The following is a 15,464-nucleotide window of genomic DNA, read 5'->3' as shown; positions in this document are numbered from 1 at the left end:
CAAACCATGGACCTGCGCCAACTGCAGCAGTTCGTCGCCCTGGCCGAGACCGGCAACTTCCACCGCGCCGCCGAACGGCTGCACATGGCGCAGCCGCCCCTGTCGATTTCGATCCGCAAGCTCGAGGAACAGCTCGGCACGGCGCTGTTCGTGCGTACCTCGCGCGGGGTGCGGCTGACGCAGGCGGGCGAGGCCGCGCTGCATGACGCGCGCCGGGCGCTGTTCCACGCGCAGCAGGCGCGCGCCGCGGCGATGGCGGCGGGGGAGGGCGAGCGCGGCGCGTTGCGTATCGGCTTTATCGGCTCGGCCACCTATGCGCTGCTGCCCAAGCTGATCCCGGCATTCCGCGCCGCGCATCCCGGCATCGAACTGATCCTGCACGAATCCACCACCGCCGCGATCCTGGACCGCCTGGAGAAGCACCAGATCGATGCCGGGCTGGTGCGCTTCCCGATCCTGAGCAGCGGCGGCTATGCGCTGACGCCGCTGGAGAACGATGTCTTCGTCGCCGCCGTGCCGGCCGACAGCCCGCTGGCGCGCGCCGACGCGATCGCGCTGCGCGCGCTGGCCGACCAGCCCTTCATCATGTATCCGGCGGCGCAGGTGCCCAACCTGCATGCGGTCGCGATGATGCTGTGCCAGCAGGCGGGCTTCGTGCCGCGCGTGACGCAGGAAGCGGTGCAGGTGCAGACCCAGGTCAGCCTGGTGGAAAGCGGGCTGGGGGTGGCGCTGGTGCCCAGCGTGGCGGCGCGCTACGCCAACCGGCGCGTGCGCTTCTTGCCGTTGTCGAGCCCGCGGCCGGCGGGCCGCATCGGCATTGCGCTGGCGGCGCGGCCCGATGACGGCGACCGCCAGGTGCAGCGCTTCCTGGCGGCGGCGCAGGCCGCGGTGCAGTAGCCGGCGCAGGCCTGCGGTGTCAGGCGGCGCGCGGGCGCGGGGCGCGCGGCCGGATCGCCGAGGTCACGCCGGCCCGCTCCAGATTGACGCCGGGCAGCAGGTGCAGCAGCCGCACCAGTTCTGACTGGCGATGCGTGCCGGTCTTGCGCAGCGTGTCGCGGATATGCACGCGCACGGTATGGGGCGAGAGGAACTCGCGTTCGGCAATCTCGTTGAGGGTCTCGCCGGCGGCCAGCCGAATGGCGATGATGCTTTCCTTGCGCGACAGCCCGAACAGCGAGGTCAGCACGCCCGCATCCAGCACCGAGCGCGATTCCGAGTTGCCCAGCAGCAGCATCGCCGCCGGCAGCTGCCACGGGCCTTCCACCGGCTGGCGCGAGACCAGCGGCGTGACGATGATCGGCACCGGCTGCCCGCCCGAGGTGATATGCATCCACGAGCCCGACGCGGCATCGGCGCCGCGGCCGCGCATGGCGCCGTCGAGCAGCTTGCGCAGCACCGCCTGCAGCGTGTCGCTGTGGGCGCGCAGCACGCCGTCCTGCAGCGACAGGTGGCTGTCGGCTTGCACCAGTGCCTCGGCCCAGCTGTTGGCGTAGCGCACGCGCAGGTCCGCCTGCAGCACCATCACGCCGAAGTCGAGGGTATCGAGCCCGGCCAGGCCCAGGCTGGCCAGCCCGCTCAGTTCAAAGTTGCGCTGCTGCATGCGCGCGGCGCGCACCCAGTGCGGCATGACATGGGCCAGGCGCCGCTCGCGCTGGCCCGTGCTGATGCTGCCGGCGTTGGTGCCGCTCATCAGCACGCAGACTTCGGCGTTCTCGATCAGGCGGATGCCCTGTTCCAGTTCGCTGCAGGCCAGCGTGGTGGCGGCGGTCGCGGCGCCGGCGCCGTGGCAGCACCGCGCCATCGCCTCAGAGGCCGCGCGCCGGGCGTCGGTGCCGGGCAGGTCGAGGGGGCCGGGCAGGCAGTCGGGCAGGCTGGCGCCGCTGGTGAAGCAGCCGTGCGGGGTCACGCCCAGGCGGGCATGGCCGGCGAGCTTGTCCCAGATCAGGTAGCGTGGACTGCCCGTGCAGGTGTAGCGGGAAAAGAGATCGAGGGCGGCGGGCATGGCCGCGACGTCCAGCGCGGACTCATAGATAGAGTCGACCAGACGATGGAAATCCTCGTCCGTTGTCGGGTGTTCGCCCATGTTCAGATCCCCCCGGTGGCAAACGCCTCTTGCTCTGCGCCACGGCAAGTGGCCACATCCCTTCGTGTTATCGGTTCCGTCCTGGCGTTCTGTAGTAGCGCCGATACGGCTGCTGCGGGCAGCGCCTGTCGGCGGCGCTTGCCGTACCGCAATCATGCCAAACAATGTTGTATGTTTTATACCCCGTGATGGGGGGGAAAGTCCCGATTGTGTCGCGTAAGTCTCCGCCAGGCCTTGCCCTGCGGCGCTTTTGACGCCGCAGCCGGTGCGGCTAAAAGGCGAAGGCCGCTGGGCGAATGGCCCGATCGACACTTAAGCGGTTGCCTATGGGGCACTTCAATCCGGCACATTTTTACTGTGGTGCCCCCTTTGGCACCAGCTCCTCGACGGGTAGCTCCGCGGGGCCGCCATCGACCTGGATGGTGAGGCTCGGCGACGCCATGCGGATGCCGTTGGCGTCGAAATTGCGCTTGAGCCGGGCATTGAAGGCCCGCGTGATCTCCGCCTGCATCAGCGGCCGGGTCTTGATCTGCGCCATTACCACCGGCCCGCTCGGGTCGAAGCGGTCCAGGCCCAGGATCTCGAGTCCGGACATCAGCTTGCGGCCGTAGCGCAGATCGCGCGACAGTTCCGCGCCGGTGGTTCGGATCAGTTCTAGCGCGCGGTCCAGGTCACTCTGGTAGCTGATGCCGATATTGAGCACGGCGTAGCCGTAGCCGCGCGACAGGTTCTTGACCGCTTTGATCTGGCTGTACGGCAGCGTGTGCAACGCGCCGCGGCCGTCGCGCAGCTTGACGGTGCGGATGGTCATGGCCTCGACCACGCCCGCATGGTCGGGCAGCTCGATCGAGTCGCCGATGGCGATGGAATCCTCGATCACGATAAACAGGCCGGTGATCAGGTCCTGCACCAGGCTTTGCGCGCCGAAGCCGATCGCCAGGCCGACCACGCCGGCGCCGGCCAGCAGCGGCGTCACGTTGACGCCCAGGTTGGCCAGCACCGCGATCACGGTGATCGCCAGCAGGCCGATGAACGAGGCATTGCGCACAAGCGGCAGGATGGTCCTGGCGCGCAGGCTGGGCTGCGCGGCGCGCGCATGCGCCGGCGACAAGGACTGCATGATGGCGGTGTCGATCAGCAGCCAGACCAGCCAGGCCAGCAGCACGGTGCTGGTGACGCGGAACGCGGTTTCGGTCAGGTGGCGCCCGGCGGCCGACGACTCGGCCAGCCGCACCAGCGAAGAGCCCCACACGCGCATGATCATTTCCACGAATACCGCCCAGACCAGCACGCGCACCAGCGCCAGCGCAAAGCGCCCGAAGCGCTGCAGGTAGGCCGAGCGGCGGCGGTCGCGGATGCGCGGCGCGCGTGCGCCGGCCTTGGGCGAGCGCCCCAGCACCATGGTCAGCAGCAGCGCGGCGATGAACAGCGCTACCGAGGCCACCGTGCGGCGCAGGAACACATCGGCATGGCCGGTGGCCAGCGCCGTGCCGATCACCGACGCCACCACCACGGCCAGCACCGGCAGGTGCCAGGCGTGGCCCGCCAGGCGCAACAGGTCGGTCACGGCGGGATGGGCCTGGCGGAAGGCCAGCGGCCGCTGGCTGATCAGCTGGCCGATCTGGCGGCGGAAAGCCAGCGCGAACCCGCCGATGCCCAGCGCCGCGGCGATATTGGCCAGGGTCGAGACCAGGGCCGACAGGTTGCTGCCCAGCACCGCGGCCATGCGGGCATCGGCAGCGCCGTTACCCAGTGCCGCCAGCGCGCCGGTGCAGAACAGCAGCCACGGTGAACGCGCCAGCAGTTGGCGCACCGCCAGTTGCCGGTGCGCGCTGCGGAACAGCGCGAAGATGACCTGGCACACCGCCGCCGCGATCGCGCCGGCGACGATGGCGTAGGCCAGCAGCACCGCGGCGACGCTGGCCGGCGATTGCGCGAACCACTGCCGGGCCAGCATCAGCGTCAGCCCGAACGCCACCACCCACGGCCCGATATGGCGCAGCATGTAGATGCCGACGTCGACCCACGAGGGCAGCTCGGGCAGCTTGCCGCGCGGCGCGGGCGGGGCGCCGGCCTGGTGCCGTCGCCGCAGCCGATGGCCGAGCTCCTGCAGCACCCAGCCGCACACCGCCCAGGCCGCCAGCACCAGCGCGAATTCGCGCAGCGCGTCCAGTCCGGAGCGGGTGCCGCCCTGCGTCAGCGCGGCGCGCCATTCCTCGGCCGCGAAGCGCGTGCGCCAGCCCCAGTATTGCCACGGGCCGCGGTCTTCGCGCAGGTGCGAGTCGACTTCGTCCAGCACCTGCGCCATGGCACCGATCAGCCCGGCCGCCGAGGCCGCCGCGGGCGCTGGCGCCGCCACGCCGGCGGAAGCCGCCAGACCCTGTCGCAGGGTTTGCAACTGGTTCACCAGCGCGCGCCGCTCGGCGTCGTCCTGCAGCGTGGTGATGACCTGGTCCAGTGACTGCGCCAGCGGCGTGCTGGCGGCGGCAGCGGCACCGGCTGGCGCCGCTGGCTTTTCCGCTGGCGCCAGCAGGGCGGCTAACGGGCCGGCCGGAGCGGCGTGCGCCGGCATGGCGCACAGCAGCGCAAGCAGGCCGGCCAGCATGGCCAGTGCCGTGGCCACGACAGCAGGCCGACGGGGCGGGCAGGCGAGGGCGTGAGGTTGGGGTTTGCGCATGGCGGAGGATCGTCTGCCGGGCGGGGCCGGCGCCGGAAGGGCCTTCGATCGCGCCACTGTAGCGCATCGGCCGCGCGGTGTGCCGGCGAGCGCCCGGGCGCCTTGGTATGCATTCGGCGCATTCGTCGCTTCGGACGATGCATCGGCGGCCCCGATCCCCGAATCTCGAACCCACTCCGGTACAGGCGATTTTTGCGCCTGCCGGCCTTAACCAGAGCGCGGCCGCGCAGCGCCGGCCGCACAGCAACAAGAGACAAAAGGAAAGACGGCATGGAACTCAATGCATCGGTATCGGCAGTAGTGACGGGTGGCGCTTCGGGGCTGGGCGCGGCGACGGCGCGGGCGTTGGCGGCACAGGGCGTGCGCGTGGCACTGTTCGACCTGAACGCCGAAAAGGGCGAAGCGCTGGCGCGTGAGCTCGGCGGCGTGTTCTGCCAGGTCAATGTGACCTCCGAGGCCGAGGTCGAGGCCGGCTTTGCCAAGGCCCGCGCCGCCATCGGCCAGGAGCGCATCCTGGTCAACTGCGCCGGCACCGGCAATGCCATCAAGACCGCCTCGCGTGCCAAGGAAGCGCCGGACCAGATCAAGCATTTCCCGTCCGATGCCTTCGAGCGCATCATCCAGATCAACCTGATCGGCACCTTCCGCTGCATCGCGCGATCGGCCGCCGGCATGCTGACGCTCGACACCGCTGGCGGCGAGCGTGGCGTGATCATCAACACCGCGTCGGTGGCGGCGCAGGACGGCCAGATGGGGCAGGCGGCGTACTCGGCATCGAAGGCCGGCGTGGTCGGCATGACGCTGCCGATCGCGCGCGACCTGGCGGGCGAAGGCATCCGCGTCAACACCATCCTTCCCGGCATCTTCAATACGCCGCTGTTGCAGGGCGCGGCCGAGAACGTCAAGGCCGCGCTGGCCGCCTCGGTGCCGTTCCCGAAGCGCCTGGGGCAGCCGGAAGAGTTTGCCTCGCTGGCCGTCGAGATGTGCCGCAACGGCTATTTCAACGGCGAGTCGGTGCGCCTGGATGGCGCCATCCGCATGGCGCCGCGCTGAGCCCACCGGCCTGTTGCCACGGCCGCACCCGCACCAGGCGGAGGCGGCCATAGCAATGAAATTTTTTGGAGACGCGGATGGATTTCAGCTATCTGACGACGCTGCCTCATGCGGTGCGCCATTTCGCGCACCTGCGGGCCGAGGCGGTGGCGTATTCGTTCGAAGGCCGGCAGACCACCTACGCCGGGTTCGAGCGCAACACGGACCGCGTGGCGCAGGCCTTGCTGGCCGAAGGCGTGCGCGCGGGCGATCGCATCGGCTATATCGGCAAGAACAGCGACCACTATTTTGAACTGCTGCTGGGCGCGGGCAAGACCGGCGCGGTGATGGCGCCGGCCAGCTGGCGCCTGGCGCCGCCCGAGGTGGAGTTCATCCTCGCGCATTGCGATGCGGTGGTGCTGTTTGTCGGCGCCGAGTCGGCGGCGATGGTGCGCAACCTGCTGCCGGCGCTGCCGCTGGTGCGCAAGGTGGTGGTCATGGAACCGTGCGACGCGCAGGGTGACTGGCCCTGCTACACCGACTGGCGCGACGCGCACCCGGCCACGCCGCCCACGCATGAGCCGGCTGCGCACGACGTGGTGCTGCAGCTGTACACCTCGGGCACCACCGGCCGGCCCAAGGGGGCGATGCTGACGCACCGCAACCTGACCATCGGCACCGAGGTCAGCGAGCGCGAACACCTGGCCTGGTCGCATTGGGTGGCCGACGATATTTCGCTGGTGGCGATGCCGGTGGCGCATATCGGCGGCTCCGGCTGGGGCCTGCGCAACCTGCTGTCCGGCGCCAAGGGCGTGGTTGCGCGCGAGTTCGATCCGCGCGCGGTGCTCGACTTCATCGAGAAGGAGCGCGTCAGCAAGCTGTTCCTGGTGCCGGCGGCGATGCAGATCGTGCTGCGTGACCCGCGCGCACGCCAGGTTGACTATTCGCGCCTGAAGTACCTGCTGTACGGCGCGGCGCCGATCCCGGCGGCGCTGCTGCGCGAAGGCATCGAAGTGTTCGGCTGCGGCTTCGTGCAGCAGTACGGCATGACCGAGACCACCGGCACCATCGTCGCGCTGCCGCCCGAGGACCACACCACCGACGAGGTGCCGCGCATGCGCGCCGCCGGCAAGCCGCTGCCGGGGGTCGAGCTGAAGGTGGTGGATTACGAGGGGCGCCAGCTGGCACCGGGCGAGGTGGGCGAAGTGGTGGTGCGCTCGCAGCACAACATGGCCGGCTACTGGAAGCAGCCCGAAGAGACCGCGCGCACCATCGATGCCGACGGCTGGCTGCGCACCGGCGATGCGGGCTACATGGATGCCGAGGGCTACCTGTACATCCACGACCGCGTCAAAGACATGATCATCAGCGGCGGTGAAAACGTCTACCCCGCCGAGGTCGAAAGCGCGATCTACGGCCATCCGCAAGTGGCCGACGTGGCGGTGATTGGCGTGCCGGACGAGAAGTGGGGCGAGGCGGTCAAGGCCATCGTCGTGCTCAAGCCGGGGCAGGCGCCGGACCGCGATGCCATCCTTGCCTGGACGCGCCAGCGCGTGGCGGGATTCAAGGTGCCGAAGAGCATCGAGTTCGTCGACGCGCTGCCGCGCAACCCCTCGGGCAAGCTGCTGCGCCGCAAGCTGCGCGAGCCGTTCTGGGAGGGGATGAACCGGCAGGTGAACTGAAACCGCCGGGAACGCGCCAAAGCCCGCCATCACCGGCGGGCTTTGCTGTTCTGGCCGCGGGTCTTTTATTTCTTCTTGATCACGCTGACCTTGCCGTCCGCCTCCAGGTACAGCGCCTTGACCTGGTCCAGCGAATCGACGCCTTCCTCGCGGTACTTGGCTTCCAGCTCCTCGTCGGTGATCGATTCGCGCCGCATGTTTTCGCGCAGCTTGGCGCCATCGCGCACCAGCAGCACCTTGCGCGGGGTGGCAAAGCGCTGGAATGCGGGGAAATGGAAGGACAGCAGGTCGATCAGCCGGTTCCAGGCGATCAGCGTAACCACAAGCAGCACGGCATCGGCGACGCTCTCGCCCTTGCCGGCCATGCCGTTCTGCGCCGCATCGGCAACGATCACGATCACCAGCAGGTCGGCAATGCCGAGCGAGCCGACATCGCGCCGCGCGACGAAGCGGAACAGCACGAACAGCGCCCAGTACATCAGCGAGCCGCGCACGATGATCTCGAGCGGCGAGAGAGTGAAGAGCAGGGCTGCGCGCCAGTCGAACGACAGGTCCATGCGCGAGACCCAGCAACTTCCAGGCCACATGGCAACGCAGGTCCCTGTGGTGCCGGCGCCGCCGCCACCCGGGTAATTCTTACATCCGCAGCGTATGGTTTGCCGCGGGGCCGCGCCGACTCAGCCTGGCCCCGCAGAGCCGGGCTTAGTCGGCCTGGATGCCGAACTCCTTCACGACCTTGGTGTAGCGGGCCGTGTCGGCGGCGATCAGCTTGCTCAGCACGGCCGGGTCGCCGCCCGAAGGCGTGACGGCGATGGTGGCCATGCGCGCCACCACGTCCGGCATCTTCAGGATCTCGTTGACGTGCGCGTTGAGCGTGCGCACCACCTCGGCCGGCATGTTCTTCGGCCCCAGCAGCGCCTGCCAGGCACCGATCTCGACGTCCTTGTAGCCCAGTTCGGCCAGCGTCGGCACGTTGGGTGCGAACGGCGAGCGCTTCGGGTCGGCGACGGCCAGCGGCACCAGGCTGCCATTGCCGACGTACTGCGAAATCGCGCCGTAGGTGATGTAGGTGACCGGCACCTGGCCGCCGATCACGTCGACGATGGCGGGCGCCAGGCCACGGTACGGCACCTGGCTGATCTTGATGCCGGCGGACTTGTTGAACAGCTCGCCCATGATGTGCATCGGCGAGCCGTTGCCGGGCGTGGCATAGGTCTCGACCTTGCCGGCCTTGGCGCGTGCCACCAGGTCGCTGACCCTGGTGATGCCGGTGCCCTTGTTGACCACCACGAACAGCGACTGCGTGCCGATCTGGCTGATCGGCGTGAAGTCTTGCTGCACGTCGTAGCTGGCCCCGGTGCCGGCGCGCAGCACCAGCGGCGCGATGGCGACGGTGTTGGGCGCAAGCAGCAGCGTGTGGCCATCCGGATTGGCGCGTGCCACGTAGGCGCTGCCGATGGTGCCGGCGGCGCCGGTGCGGTTTTCCACCACCACGGATTGCTTCAGGCGCGGCGCCAGTTTCTCGGCCAGCATGCGGGCCAGCACGTCGACGTCGCCACCGGCAGGGTAGGCGACGACGATGGTGACGGGCTTGCTCGGGTACGATCCCTGGGCAAGCGCGCTGCCCGCGCCGATCAAGGCGGCGGGGGCGAGCAGGGCGGCGGCCAGCGTGGCCAGGACGGTGCGTCGTGCAGACTTCATGATGTTCATACCTCGGTAAAACCGGGCACCTGCCCGGAGGCGGTGCCGCGTGGGGGAACCCGGCGCCCGGCGCCGGCGGCCCGGGTGGATTCGGGCGGACTCAGAAAACGTGCTTGATGCCGAGCATCGAGCCCCACTGGTTCTCGCCCGGGCGCGGGGCGGAACCGGGCGAGCCCCCGCTCACCGACATGGCAAGCTGGCCGCTGTTATTGATAAAGCCCGCGGAGGCATAGACCGAGGTGCGCTTGCTGAAACTGTAGGTCGCGCGCAGTGCGTACAGCATGGCCTGGTTGTCGCTGCCGTGGTAGTTCAGGAAGTACACCTGCCCCGCCAGGTTGACCGCCGGCGTGATGTCGTGCGAGACGCCGGCGTAGTACAGGTCGCTGACCGGCGTGGGGCTGCCCTCGTTGTCGCGGCGGATCCAGCCGGCGCCGAGCTTGGTGTTCTTCAGCAGCATGTAGCCGCCCAACGACAGGCGATCGTCGGTCAGGTTGCTGTTGGTCAGTCCGCCGAAGGCACCCGGACCGCCGCGCTGCGAGTCGTACGCCGCGATCACGCCCCAGGTCTTGTTGTCGTAGCCCAGCATGGCTGACCATTCGCGGCACGCCTTCTTGTCGGCCGGGTTTTCGCCGGCGCAGTTGGTGCCGGCGGGGCTGGGGCCCGCGTTGACCGCGTCGCGCCCGAAGCTGTAGGTGGCGCCCACCACGAAGCCGTTGAAGTTGGCCTTGTACGCGACCGCGTTGTCGGCGCGCGTATTGGGCAGGTAGCTGTCGAGCGAGCCGGAGCCATGGACGTTGGGGCCCAGGATGTCGCTGTCCAGGATGGCCCAGAACAGCATCGTGTACTGGCGGCCGAACGACAGCTGGCCGTACGGGTTGCTCAGCCCCACCAGCGCCTGGCGCCCGAACAGGCGACCGCCCTGGTTGGCATTGCCGGTGTCCGGCGAAAAGCCCGACTCCAGCACGAACAGGCCCTTCAGGCCGCCGCCCAGGTCTTCCGTGCCGCGGATGCCCCAGCGCGACGGCACCGTGGCGGTGTTGTTGGGCATGCGCACCAGGCCGTTGCCGTTGGCGCCGACGTTGCTCACGTACTCGACACCGCTGTCGATCACGCCGTACAGCGTCACCGACGATTGCGCCGAGGCCAGCAGGGGGGAAGCCGCAAGCAGTGCCGCGGCGGTTCGTGCAAGTTTCATCTACCAGTTTCCTTCCGTTTTCCGTCTTGTGGTCTTTTGGGCTTTGCTCTTGTTCTCCGGTACCACTGCGGATGGCGGCACTGGATGTCGTTATCGCCTCTTCTGTGTTTTATATATGAAACATCAAACAGCATAAGAAACGTTGAGCAAAATATAGCCGCGACGTTCCGGGAAATGTGAGGAGGGTTATCCCTAAAGAGAGGGCTGCGGCGGACCGCAGCTGGCGCCACGCCGGGCTTTCCGGTCGGCCTATCGTTAACCCTGATCCCGGTAGCGGCGGGGCAGCGCCTATGCTTGGAGAGTTTTATTTACCAACAGTGGTTTTATATATGGAACAAAATATGTCCCTGACGACCGCGGAACCCGATCGCCGCCTGCTGGACGACCTCGACCGCGGGTTTGCCCAGCGCGTGGCGCAAGTTGGCGACGCGCGCGTGGCCTATCGCTGCGGCGGCGGGTCGGGGCCGGTGGTGGTGCTGCTGCACGGCATCAGTTCCGGGGCGGCGTCCTGGCTGCCCTGCGCCAGCCTGCTGGCCGCGCATGCGCGCGTGATTGCGTGGGACGCGCCGGGCTACGGCGACTCCAGCCCGCTGGCGCAGGCGCGGCCGGCCGCCGCCGACTATGCGCAGCGGCTCGAGGGGCTGCTCGCGGCGCTGGACCTGCAGCCGGCGCTGGTGGTCGGGCATTCGCTGGGCGCGCTGATGGCTGCCGCCTATACCGCCACGGCGCGCCGGCTGCCGGCGCGGCTGCTGTTGCTGAGCGTGGCGCAAGGCTACGGCGCGCCCGGCAAGGAGGCCCAGGCCAGCGAGGTGGCGCGCCAGCGCCTGGAGGCGCTGGCCGCGCAGGGCGTCGACGGGCTGGCCCAACGCGGCCCGGCGCGGCTGCTCAGCGAAGCGGCCGATGCCAGCGCCCAGGCGTGGGTGCGCTGGAATATGCGGCGGCTGAACCCGGACGGCTATCGCCAGGCCGTGGCGATGCTGTGCGGCGACGACATCGACGCTTATCTGGCGCGGGGTGCGCAGCGCGTGCCGACGCAGATTGCCTGCGGCGGCCGCGATGTCGTCACCACGCCGCCGGCCTGCGCCGCGCTGGCCGAACGCTTCGGCTTGCCGTTCTCGCTGATCCCGGATGCCGGACACGCCTGTTATATCGACCAGGCTGCCGCCACGGCGCGGCTGATCCGCGCGGCGCTGCCTGGCTGCGACTGAGCTTTCGCGGCGGCGCCTGCAGGTGCTGTCCCGCGCGGCGGCGCGCCGCTTGCGCCGCAACTTCCAGCGAACCTGCCCAGTCGCGGGTTAACCCCAGTCAATTTTTACGGCGTCGTTGTCTATAGTCGTACCTGTGTTCAATATCTAAACCAGTGTTTCATTAGTAAAACACGACGGAAGCAGGAGCAAGGCGCATCCGGACGGCGTCGGAACACGGTCCCCCTAGCTGCAAGACATGGAGCAAAGCGCAATGGAAAGCCTCTCGTACAACCCGAACCTGGTGCCCTGGGAGCGTCCGGCGCCGAACAACGTGGCAGGCAAGGGCCATATCGAGCAACCCGGCAAGGTCGCCAACATCGTCTGGCAGACCCGTGCCGCCGCGCCGAGCGCCTATGAGAACGCCCTCGGCGACGCCCTCGAAGCGGCGTTCGAAGGCGGCGCGCAGAACCCGCAGGACATCGTGCGCGCGTTCAATGACGCCGGCTTCCTGAGCGTGGACGGCCAGCCTTGGACCGAAGAGCGCTTCCTGGCCGAAATGCGCCGGCTGGGCGCCTGAGCCCGCCCCGTCCACGTCCAGCCTCGAAGCGAGAAAACCATGGAATCGAACAAGCAAGCCCGCACCGAAGCCCGCCTGAACACCGGCCTGCGCAACTACTGGTACCCCGTCGCCGCCTCCTGGGCGGTATCGCACGCCCCGATCGGCATCACCCGCCTGAGCCAGAACATCGTGCTGTGGCGCGACGGCGCCGGCCAGGTCCACGCCCTGGAAGACCGCTGCCCGCACCGCGGCGCGCGCCTGTCGATGGGCTGGAACCTGGGCGACCGCGTCGCCTGCTGGTACCACGGCGTGGAAGTCGGCGGCGACGGCCAGGTCAAGAGCGTGCCGGCGGTGGAAAGCTGCCCGCTGGAAGGCCGTACCTGCGTGCGCAGCTACCCGGTGCAGGAGAAGGCCGGCGCCATCTTCCTGTGGTTCGGTGACCAGGCCCCGCAAGGCGAGGGCAGCCCCGACGAGCTGCGCCTGCCCGAGGAGCTGGTCAGCGACGAGCACAGCCACTTCCTGTGCGTGGCGCACTGGGACTGCAACTACCGCTATGCCATCGACAACGTAATGGACCCGATGCACGGCGCCTACCTGCATGCGGTGTCGCACTCGATGGCGTCGGGCGAGAAATCCGCCGTGATGCAGATCCGCGAGACCGAGCACGGCCTGGTGTTCGAGAAGACCGGCCAGCGCGGCGTCAACTTCGACTGGGTCGAATTCGGCGAGACCGGCACGCTGTGGCTGCGCCTGGCGATCCCGTACCGCGCCAAGGTCGGCCCCGGCGGCCCGTTCGGCATCGTCGGCATGGCCACCCCGGTCGATGAAGACCACTGCATGGTGTTCTTCTGGCGCACCCGCCACGTGCAGGGCTGGGAGCGCGACGTATGGCGCTTCCTGTATCGCAACCGCCTGGAGCAGCTGCACTGGGACGTGCTCGAGCAGGACCGCGTGGTGCTGGAGATGATGGCCCCCAACGCGCGCGACCACGAGATGCTGTACCAGCACGATGCCGGCATCACGCGCGTGCGCCGGCTGCTCAAGCGCCGCGCCGAGCAGGAAGTCGCCGACGAGCCGGTGGCCATGCTGCAACCCGCCGGAGCCGCCAGCCATGCCTGAGGCTCCCAAGCACAACGCGCTGCTGGCCGGACGCAAGGTGCTGGTCACCGGCGCCGCGCGCGGCCTGGGGCTGGCCTTCGCCACGTCGCTGGCCGAAGCCGGCGCCAGCGTGGCGATGGCCGATATCCTGGCCGAGCGCCTGCAGCAGGAAGCCGATGCGCTGCGCGCCCGCGGCCTGAAGGTGGTGCCGGTCACGCTGGACCTGTCCGACCCCGCCTCGGTGCAGGCCTGTGCCGACGCCGCCGTGAAGGCCCTGGGCGGCCTCGATGGCCTGGTCAACAACGCCGCCGTGACCGACTCGGGCGGCCGTGACGCCGCTGCCATCGATATCGCCACCTGGGACCGCGTGATGAACGTCAACGTGCGCGGCACCTGGCTGATGACCGCCGCCTGCCTGCCGGCGCTGCGCGCCAGCGGCCATGGCGCGGTGGTCAACCTGGCCTCGGACACGCCGCTGTGGGGCGCGCCCAACCTGCTTGCCTACGTGGCCAGCAAGAGCGCCATCATCGGCATGACCCGCTCGCTGGCACGCGAGCTGGGCAAGGACCAGATCACGGTGAATGCCGTGGCCCCGGGCCTGACCCTGGTCGAGGCCACCGAATACGTGCCCCAGCACCGGCACGACCTGTACCGCGAGCAACGCGCGATCCAGCGCGAGCAACTGCCCGACGATGTCTGCGGCGCCGTGCTGTTCGCCTTGTCCGACCTTGCCCGCTTCGTCACCGGCCAGACCCTGGCGGTCAACGGCGGCTTTGTCATGCATTGATCCACCGATCCACTGAAGCCACATCAAGCAGAAGGAATCCAAATGAGCGATCTTTCCCAACAACAAAACATCAAGCGTTCCTGGGACCAGCCGGAGGGCGCCTCGTTCGACCAGTGGATGGAAAGCCGCGTCGCGCGCTTCTCCACGCGCAAGTACGACTGGGACGCGCTGAAGTTCCAGGCCGACTTCGACCCCAAGTACCGCCGCGCGCAGATGCGCTACCTGGGCACCGGCGGCACCGGCGTGGCCGCCGACACCAATACCGTGCCGTCGGAGCACTTCACCTTCTCCACGATGATCATCCCGGCCGGCCATGAAGGCCCGTCGCATATCCACACCGACGTGGAAGAGGTGTTCTTCGTCATGCGCGGCAAGATCAAGCTGGTCCTGGAAAAGGATGGCGAGCGCTTCGAGACCATCCTGACCGACCGCGACCTGGTCTCGGTGCCGCCGGGCGTGTACCGCGAGGAAATCAATATCGGCGACGAAGACGCGCTGATGTGCGTGATGCTCGGCGCCCAAAAGCCGATCACGCCGACCTACCCGCCCGAGCACCCGCTGTCGAAGATCAAGCGCTGATGCGCCCTCGGCCCGAGCGCACGCACCGACCATGAGCACCCACGCCATCCCGACCACGCCAGCCGCCAACGAGACCCCGGACAAGTACATCGTCCCGGGACTGGAGCGCGGGCTGCGCCTGCTCGGCGAGTTCAGCAGCAAGGACCGCACCATGTCGGCCGCGGAACTGGCGCGCCGCCTCAAGGTGCCGCGCTCCACCGTGTTCCGCCTGCTGGCCACGCTGGAAATGCTGGGCTTTGTCGAGCGCGCCGATGGCGGCCGCGATTTCCGGCTGGGCATGGCGGTGCTGCGGCTCGGGTTCGAGTACCTGGCGTCGCTGGAGCTGACCGAGCTGGGCCGCCCGCTGCTGGAGCGGCTGCGCGACGAGATCGGCTACCCGACCAACCTGGTGGTGCGCGACGGCCGTTCGATCGTCTACGTGGCCAAGGCGGTGTCGCCGCGGCCCTTCGCCAGCTCGGTCAACGTCGGCACGCGTTTGCCGGCGCATGCCACGGTGCTGGGCCGGGTGCTGCTGGAGGACCTGACCCTGGCGGAACTGCGCGCGCTGTACCCGGAGGCGCAGCTGGAAGTGTTCTCCGACAGCACGCCGCGCACGGCCGATGCGCTCTTCGCCATCGTCCAGCGCGACCGCGAGCGCGGCTACGTGCTGCAGGAAGGCTTTTTCGAATCGAGTATCTCGACCATCGCGGCGCCGGTGCGCGACCGCACCGGCAAGGTGGTGGCGGCGCTGGGCGCGACCATTCCCGCCGCGCATATCGATCCGGAGCAACTGGACGCGATGGTGGAGAAAGTCAGGGATACCGCGGGCGAGCTGTCGCGCCTGCTCGACTACCGGCCGTCGCTGCACAGCGCCGGCAAGGTGGTGAATCTGTATCGGGAGTGAG

14 protein-coding genes are annotated in these 15,464 nt (G+C 69.0%); 9 read left to right on the top strand and 5 right to left on the bottom strand.

Going from position 1 to position 15,464, the window contains the following annotated elements; genetic code table 11:
• Positions 1-6: 6 nt before the first annotated feature.
• On the top strand, positions 7-897 hold the full coding sequence (locus tag ACOCMH_RS11890) for a LysR family transcriptional regulator (RefSeq protein WP_427307156.1): 891 nt from the start codon (positions 7-9) through the stop codon (positions 895-897).
• A 19-nt stretch (positions 898-916) separates the two neighbouring features.
• On the opposite strand, the gene ACOCMH_RS11885 is transcribed toward ACOCMH_RS11890, so the two are convergent.
• Both ACOCMH_RS11885 and ACOCMH_RS11880 read right to left on the bottom strand, forming a co-directional pair.
• Positions 917-2,083 carry a helix-turn-helix transcriptional regulator gene (locus ACOCMH_RS11885; RefSeq protein WP_427307155.1) on the bottom strand — a complete coding sequence of 389 codons (1,167 nt, stop codon included), beginning with the start codon at positions 2,081-2,083 and terminating at the stop codon, positions 917-919.
• 352 nt (positions 2,084-2,435) lie between these two features.
• Entirely contained in the window at positions 2,436-4,760 is a 2,325-nt protein-coding gene (locus tag ACOCMH_RS11880; RefSeq protein WP_427307154.1) for a mechanosensitive ion channel family protein, read from the bottom strand.
• Positions 4,761-5,030: 270 nt separating this feature from the next.
• On the opposite strand from ACOCMH_RS11880, the gene ACOCMH_RS11875 reads away from it, so the two are divergent.
• Together ACOCMH_RS11875 and ACOCMH_RS11870 are read left to right on the top strand one after the other, a co-directional pair.
• Positions 5,031-5,813, top strand: coding sequence for an SDR family NAD(P)-dependent oxidoreductase (locus ACOCMH_RS11875; RefSeq protein ID WP_116388592.1), 783 nt, complete (start codon positions 5,031-5,033; stop codon positions 5,811-5,813).
• Positions 5,814-5,890: 77 nt separating this feature from the next.
• Positions 5,891-7,474 carry a fatty acid--CoA ligase gene (locus tag ACOCMH_RS11870; protein WP_427307153.1) on the top strand — a complete coding sequence of 528 codons (1,584 nt, stop codon included), beginning with the start codon at positions 5,891-5,893 and terminating at the stop codon, positions 7,472-7,474.
• Between the two features lie 65 nt (positions 7,475-7,539).
• Here the strand turns inward: ACOCMH_RS11870 and ACOCMH_RS11865 are convergent, their stop codons facing one another.
• The 3 genes from ACOCMH_RS11865 to ACOCMH_RS11855 all read right to left on the bottom strand — a co-directional run bounded on the left by ACOCMH_RS11865 (position 7,540) and on the right by ACOCMH_RS11855 (position 10,370).
• Positions 7,540-8,031, bottom strand: coding sequence for a DUF421 domain-containing protein (locus ACOCMH_RS11865; protein WP_427308447.1), 492 nt, complete (start codon positions 8,029-8,031; stop codon positions 7,540-7,542).
• A 145-nt stretch (positions 8,032-8,176) separates the two neighbouring features.
• Positions 8,177-9,175, bottom strand: a complete 999-nt coding sequence (locus tag ACOCMH_RS11860) for a Bug family tripartite tricarboxylate transporter substrate binding protein (protein WP_427307152.1) — start codon at positions 9,173-9,175, stop codon at positions 8,177-8,179.
• 100 nt (positions 9,176-9,275) lie between these two features.
• Positions 9,276-10,370: a porin gene (locus tag ACOCMH_RS11855; protein WP_427307151.1), complete on the bottom strand. Its 1,095-nt coding sequence runs from the start codon at positions 10,368-10,370 to the stop codon at positions 9,276-9,278.
• A gap of 329 nt (positions 10,371-10,699) precedes the next feature.
• Between ACOCMH_RS11855 and ACOCMH_RS11850 the strand changes: the two genes are divergently transcribed.
• The 6 genes from ACOCMH_RS11850 to ACOCMH_RS11825 all read left to right on the top strand — a co-directional run bounded on the left by ACOCMH_RS11850 (position 10,700) and on the right by ACOCMH_RS11825 (position 15,463).
• The gene (locus ACOCMH_RS11850) at positions 10,700-11,578 is read left to right on the top strand and encodes an alpha/beta fold hydrolase (protein ID WP_427307150.1); all 879 of its coding nucleotides are present in this window, start codon (positions 10,700-10,702) and stop codon (positions 11,576-11,578) included.
• Positions 11,579-11,828: 250 nt separating this feature from the next.
• Positions 11,829-12,134: a recombinase-like helix-turn-helix domain-containing protein gene (locus ACOCMH_RS11845; protein WP_427307149.1), complete on the top strand. Its 306-nt coding sequence runs from the start codon at positions 11,829-11,831 to the stop codon at positions 12,132-12,134.
• 39 nt (positions 12,135-12,173) lie between these two features.
• Positions 12,174-13,235, top strand: coding sequence for a Rieske 2Fe-2S domain-containing protein (locus tag ACOCMH_RS11840; RefSeq protein WP_427307148.1), 1,062 nt, complete (start codon positions 12,174-12,176; stop codon positions 13,233-13,235).
• A complete protein-coding gene (locus ACOCMH_RS11835; protein ID WP_427307147.1) occupies positions 13,228-14,001 on the top strand; it encodes an SDR family oxidoreductase in 774 nt (257 codons plus the stop codon). The genes ACOCMH_RS11840 and ACOCMH_RS11835 overlap by 8 nt, the downstream gene beginning before the upstream one ends.
• A gap of 42 nt (positions 14,002-14,043) precedes the next feature.
• Complete coding sequence (locus ACOCMH_RS11830; protein WP_427307146.1) at positions 14,044-14,580, top strand: cupin domain-containing protein; 537 nt, start codon at positions 14,044-14,046, stop codon at positions 14,578-14,580.
• 31 nt (positions 14,581-14,611) lie between these two features.
• A complete protein-coding gene (locus ACOCMH_RS11825; protein WP_427307145.1) occupies positions 14,612-15,463 on the top strand; it encodes an IclR family transcriptional regulator in 852 nt (283 codons plus the stop codon).
• Position 15,464: the final 1 nt, after the last annotated feature.

Origin of the sequence: Cupriavidus sp. H39 (genome assembly GCF_050271075.1) — a bacterium.
Lineage (GTDB): Bacteria > Pseudomonadota > Gammaproteobacteria > Burkholderiales > Burkholderiaceae > Cupriavidus > Cupriavidus necator_B.
Note: the sequence above shows the minus strand (reverse complement) of the source record. Positions and strands in the feature narration are given on the sequence as shown.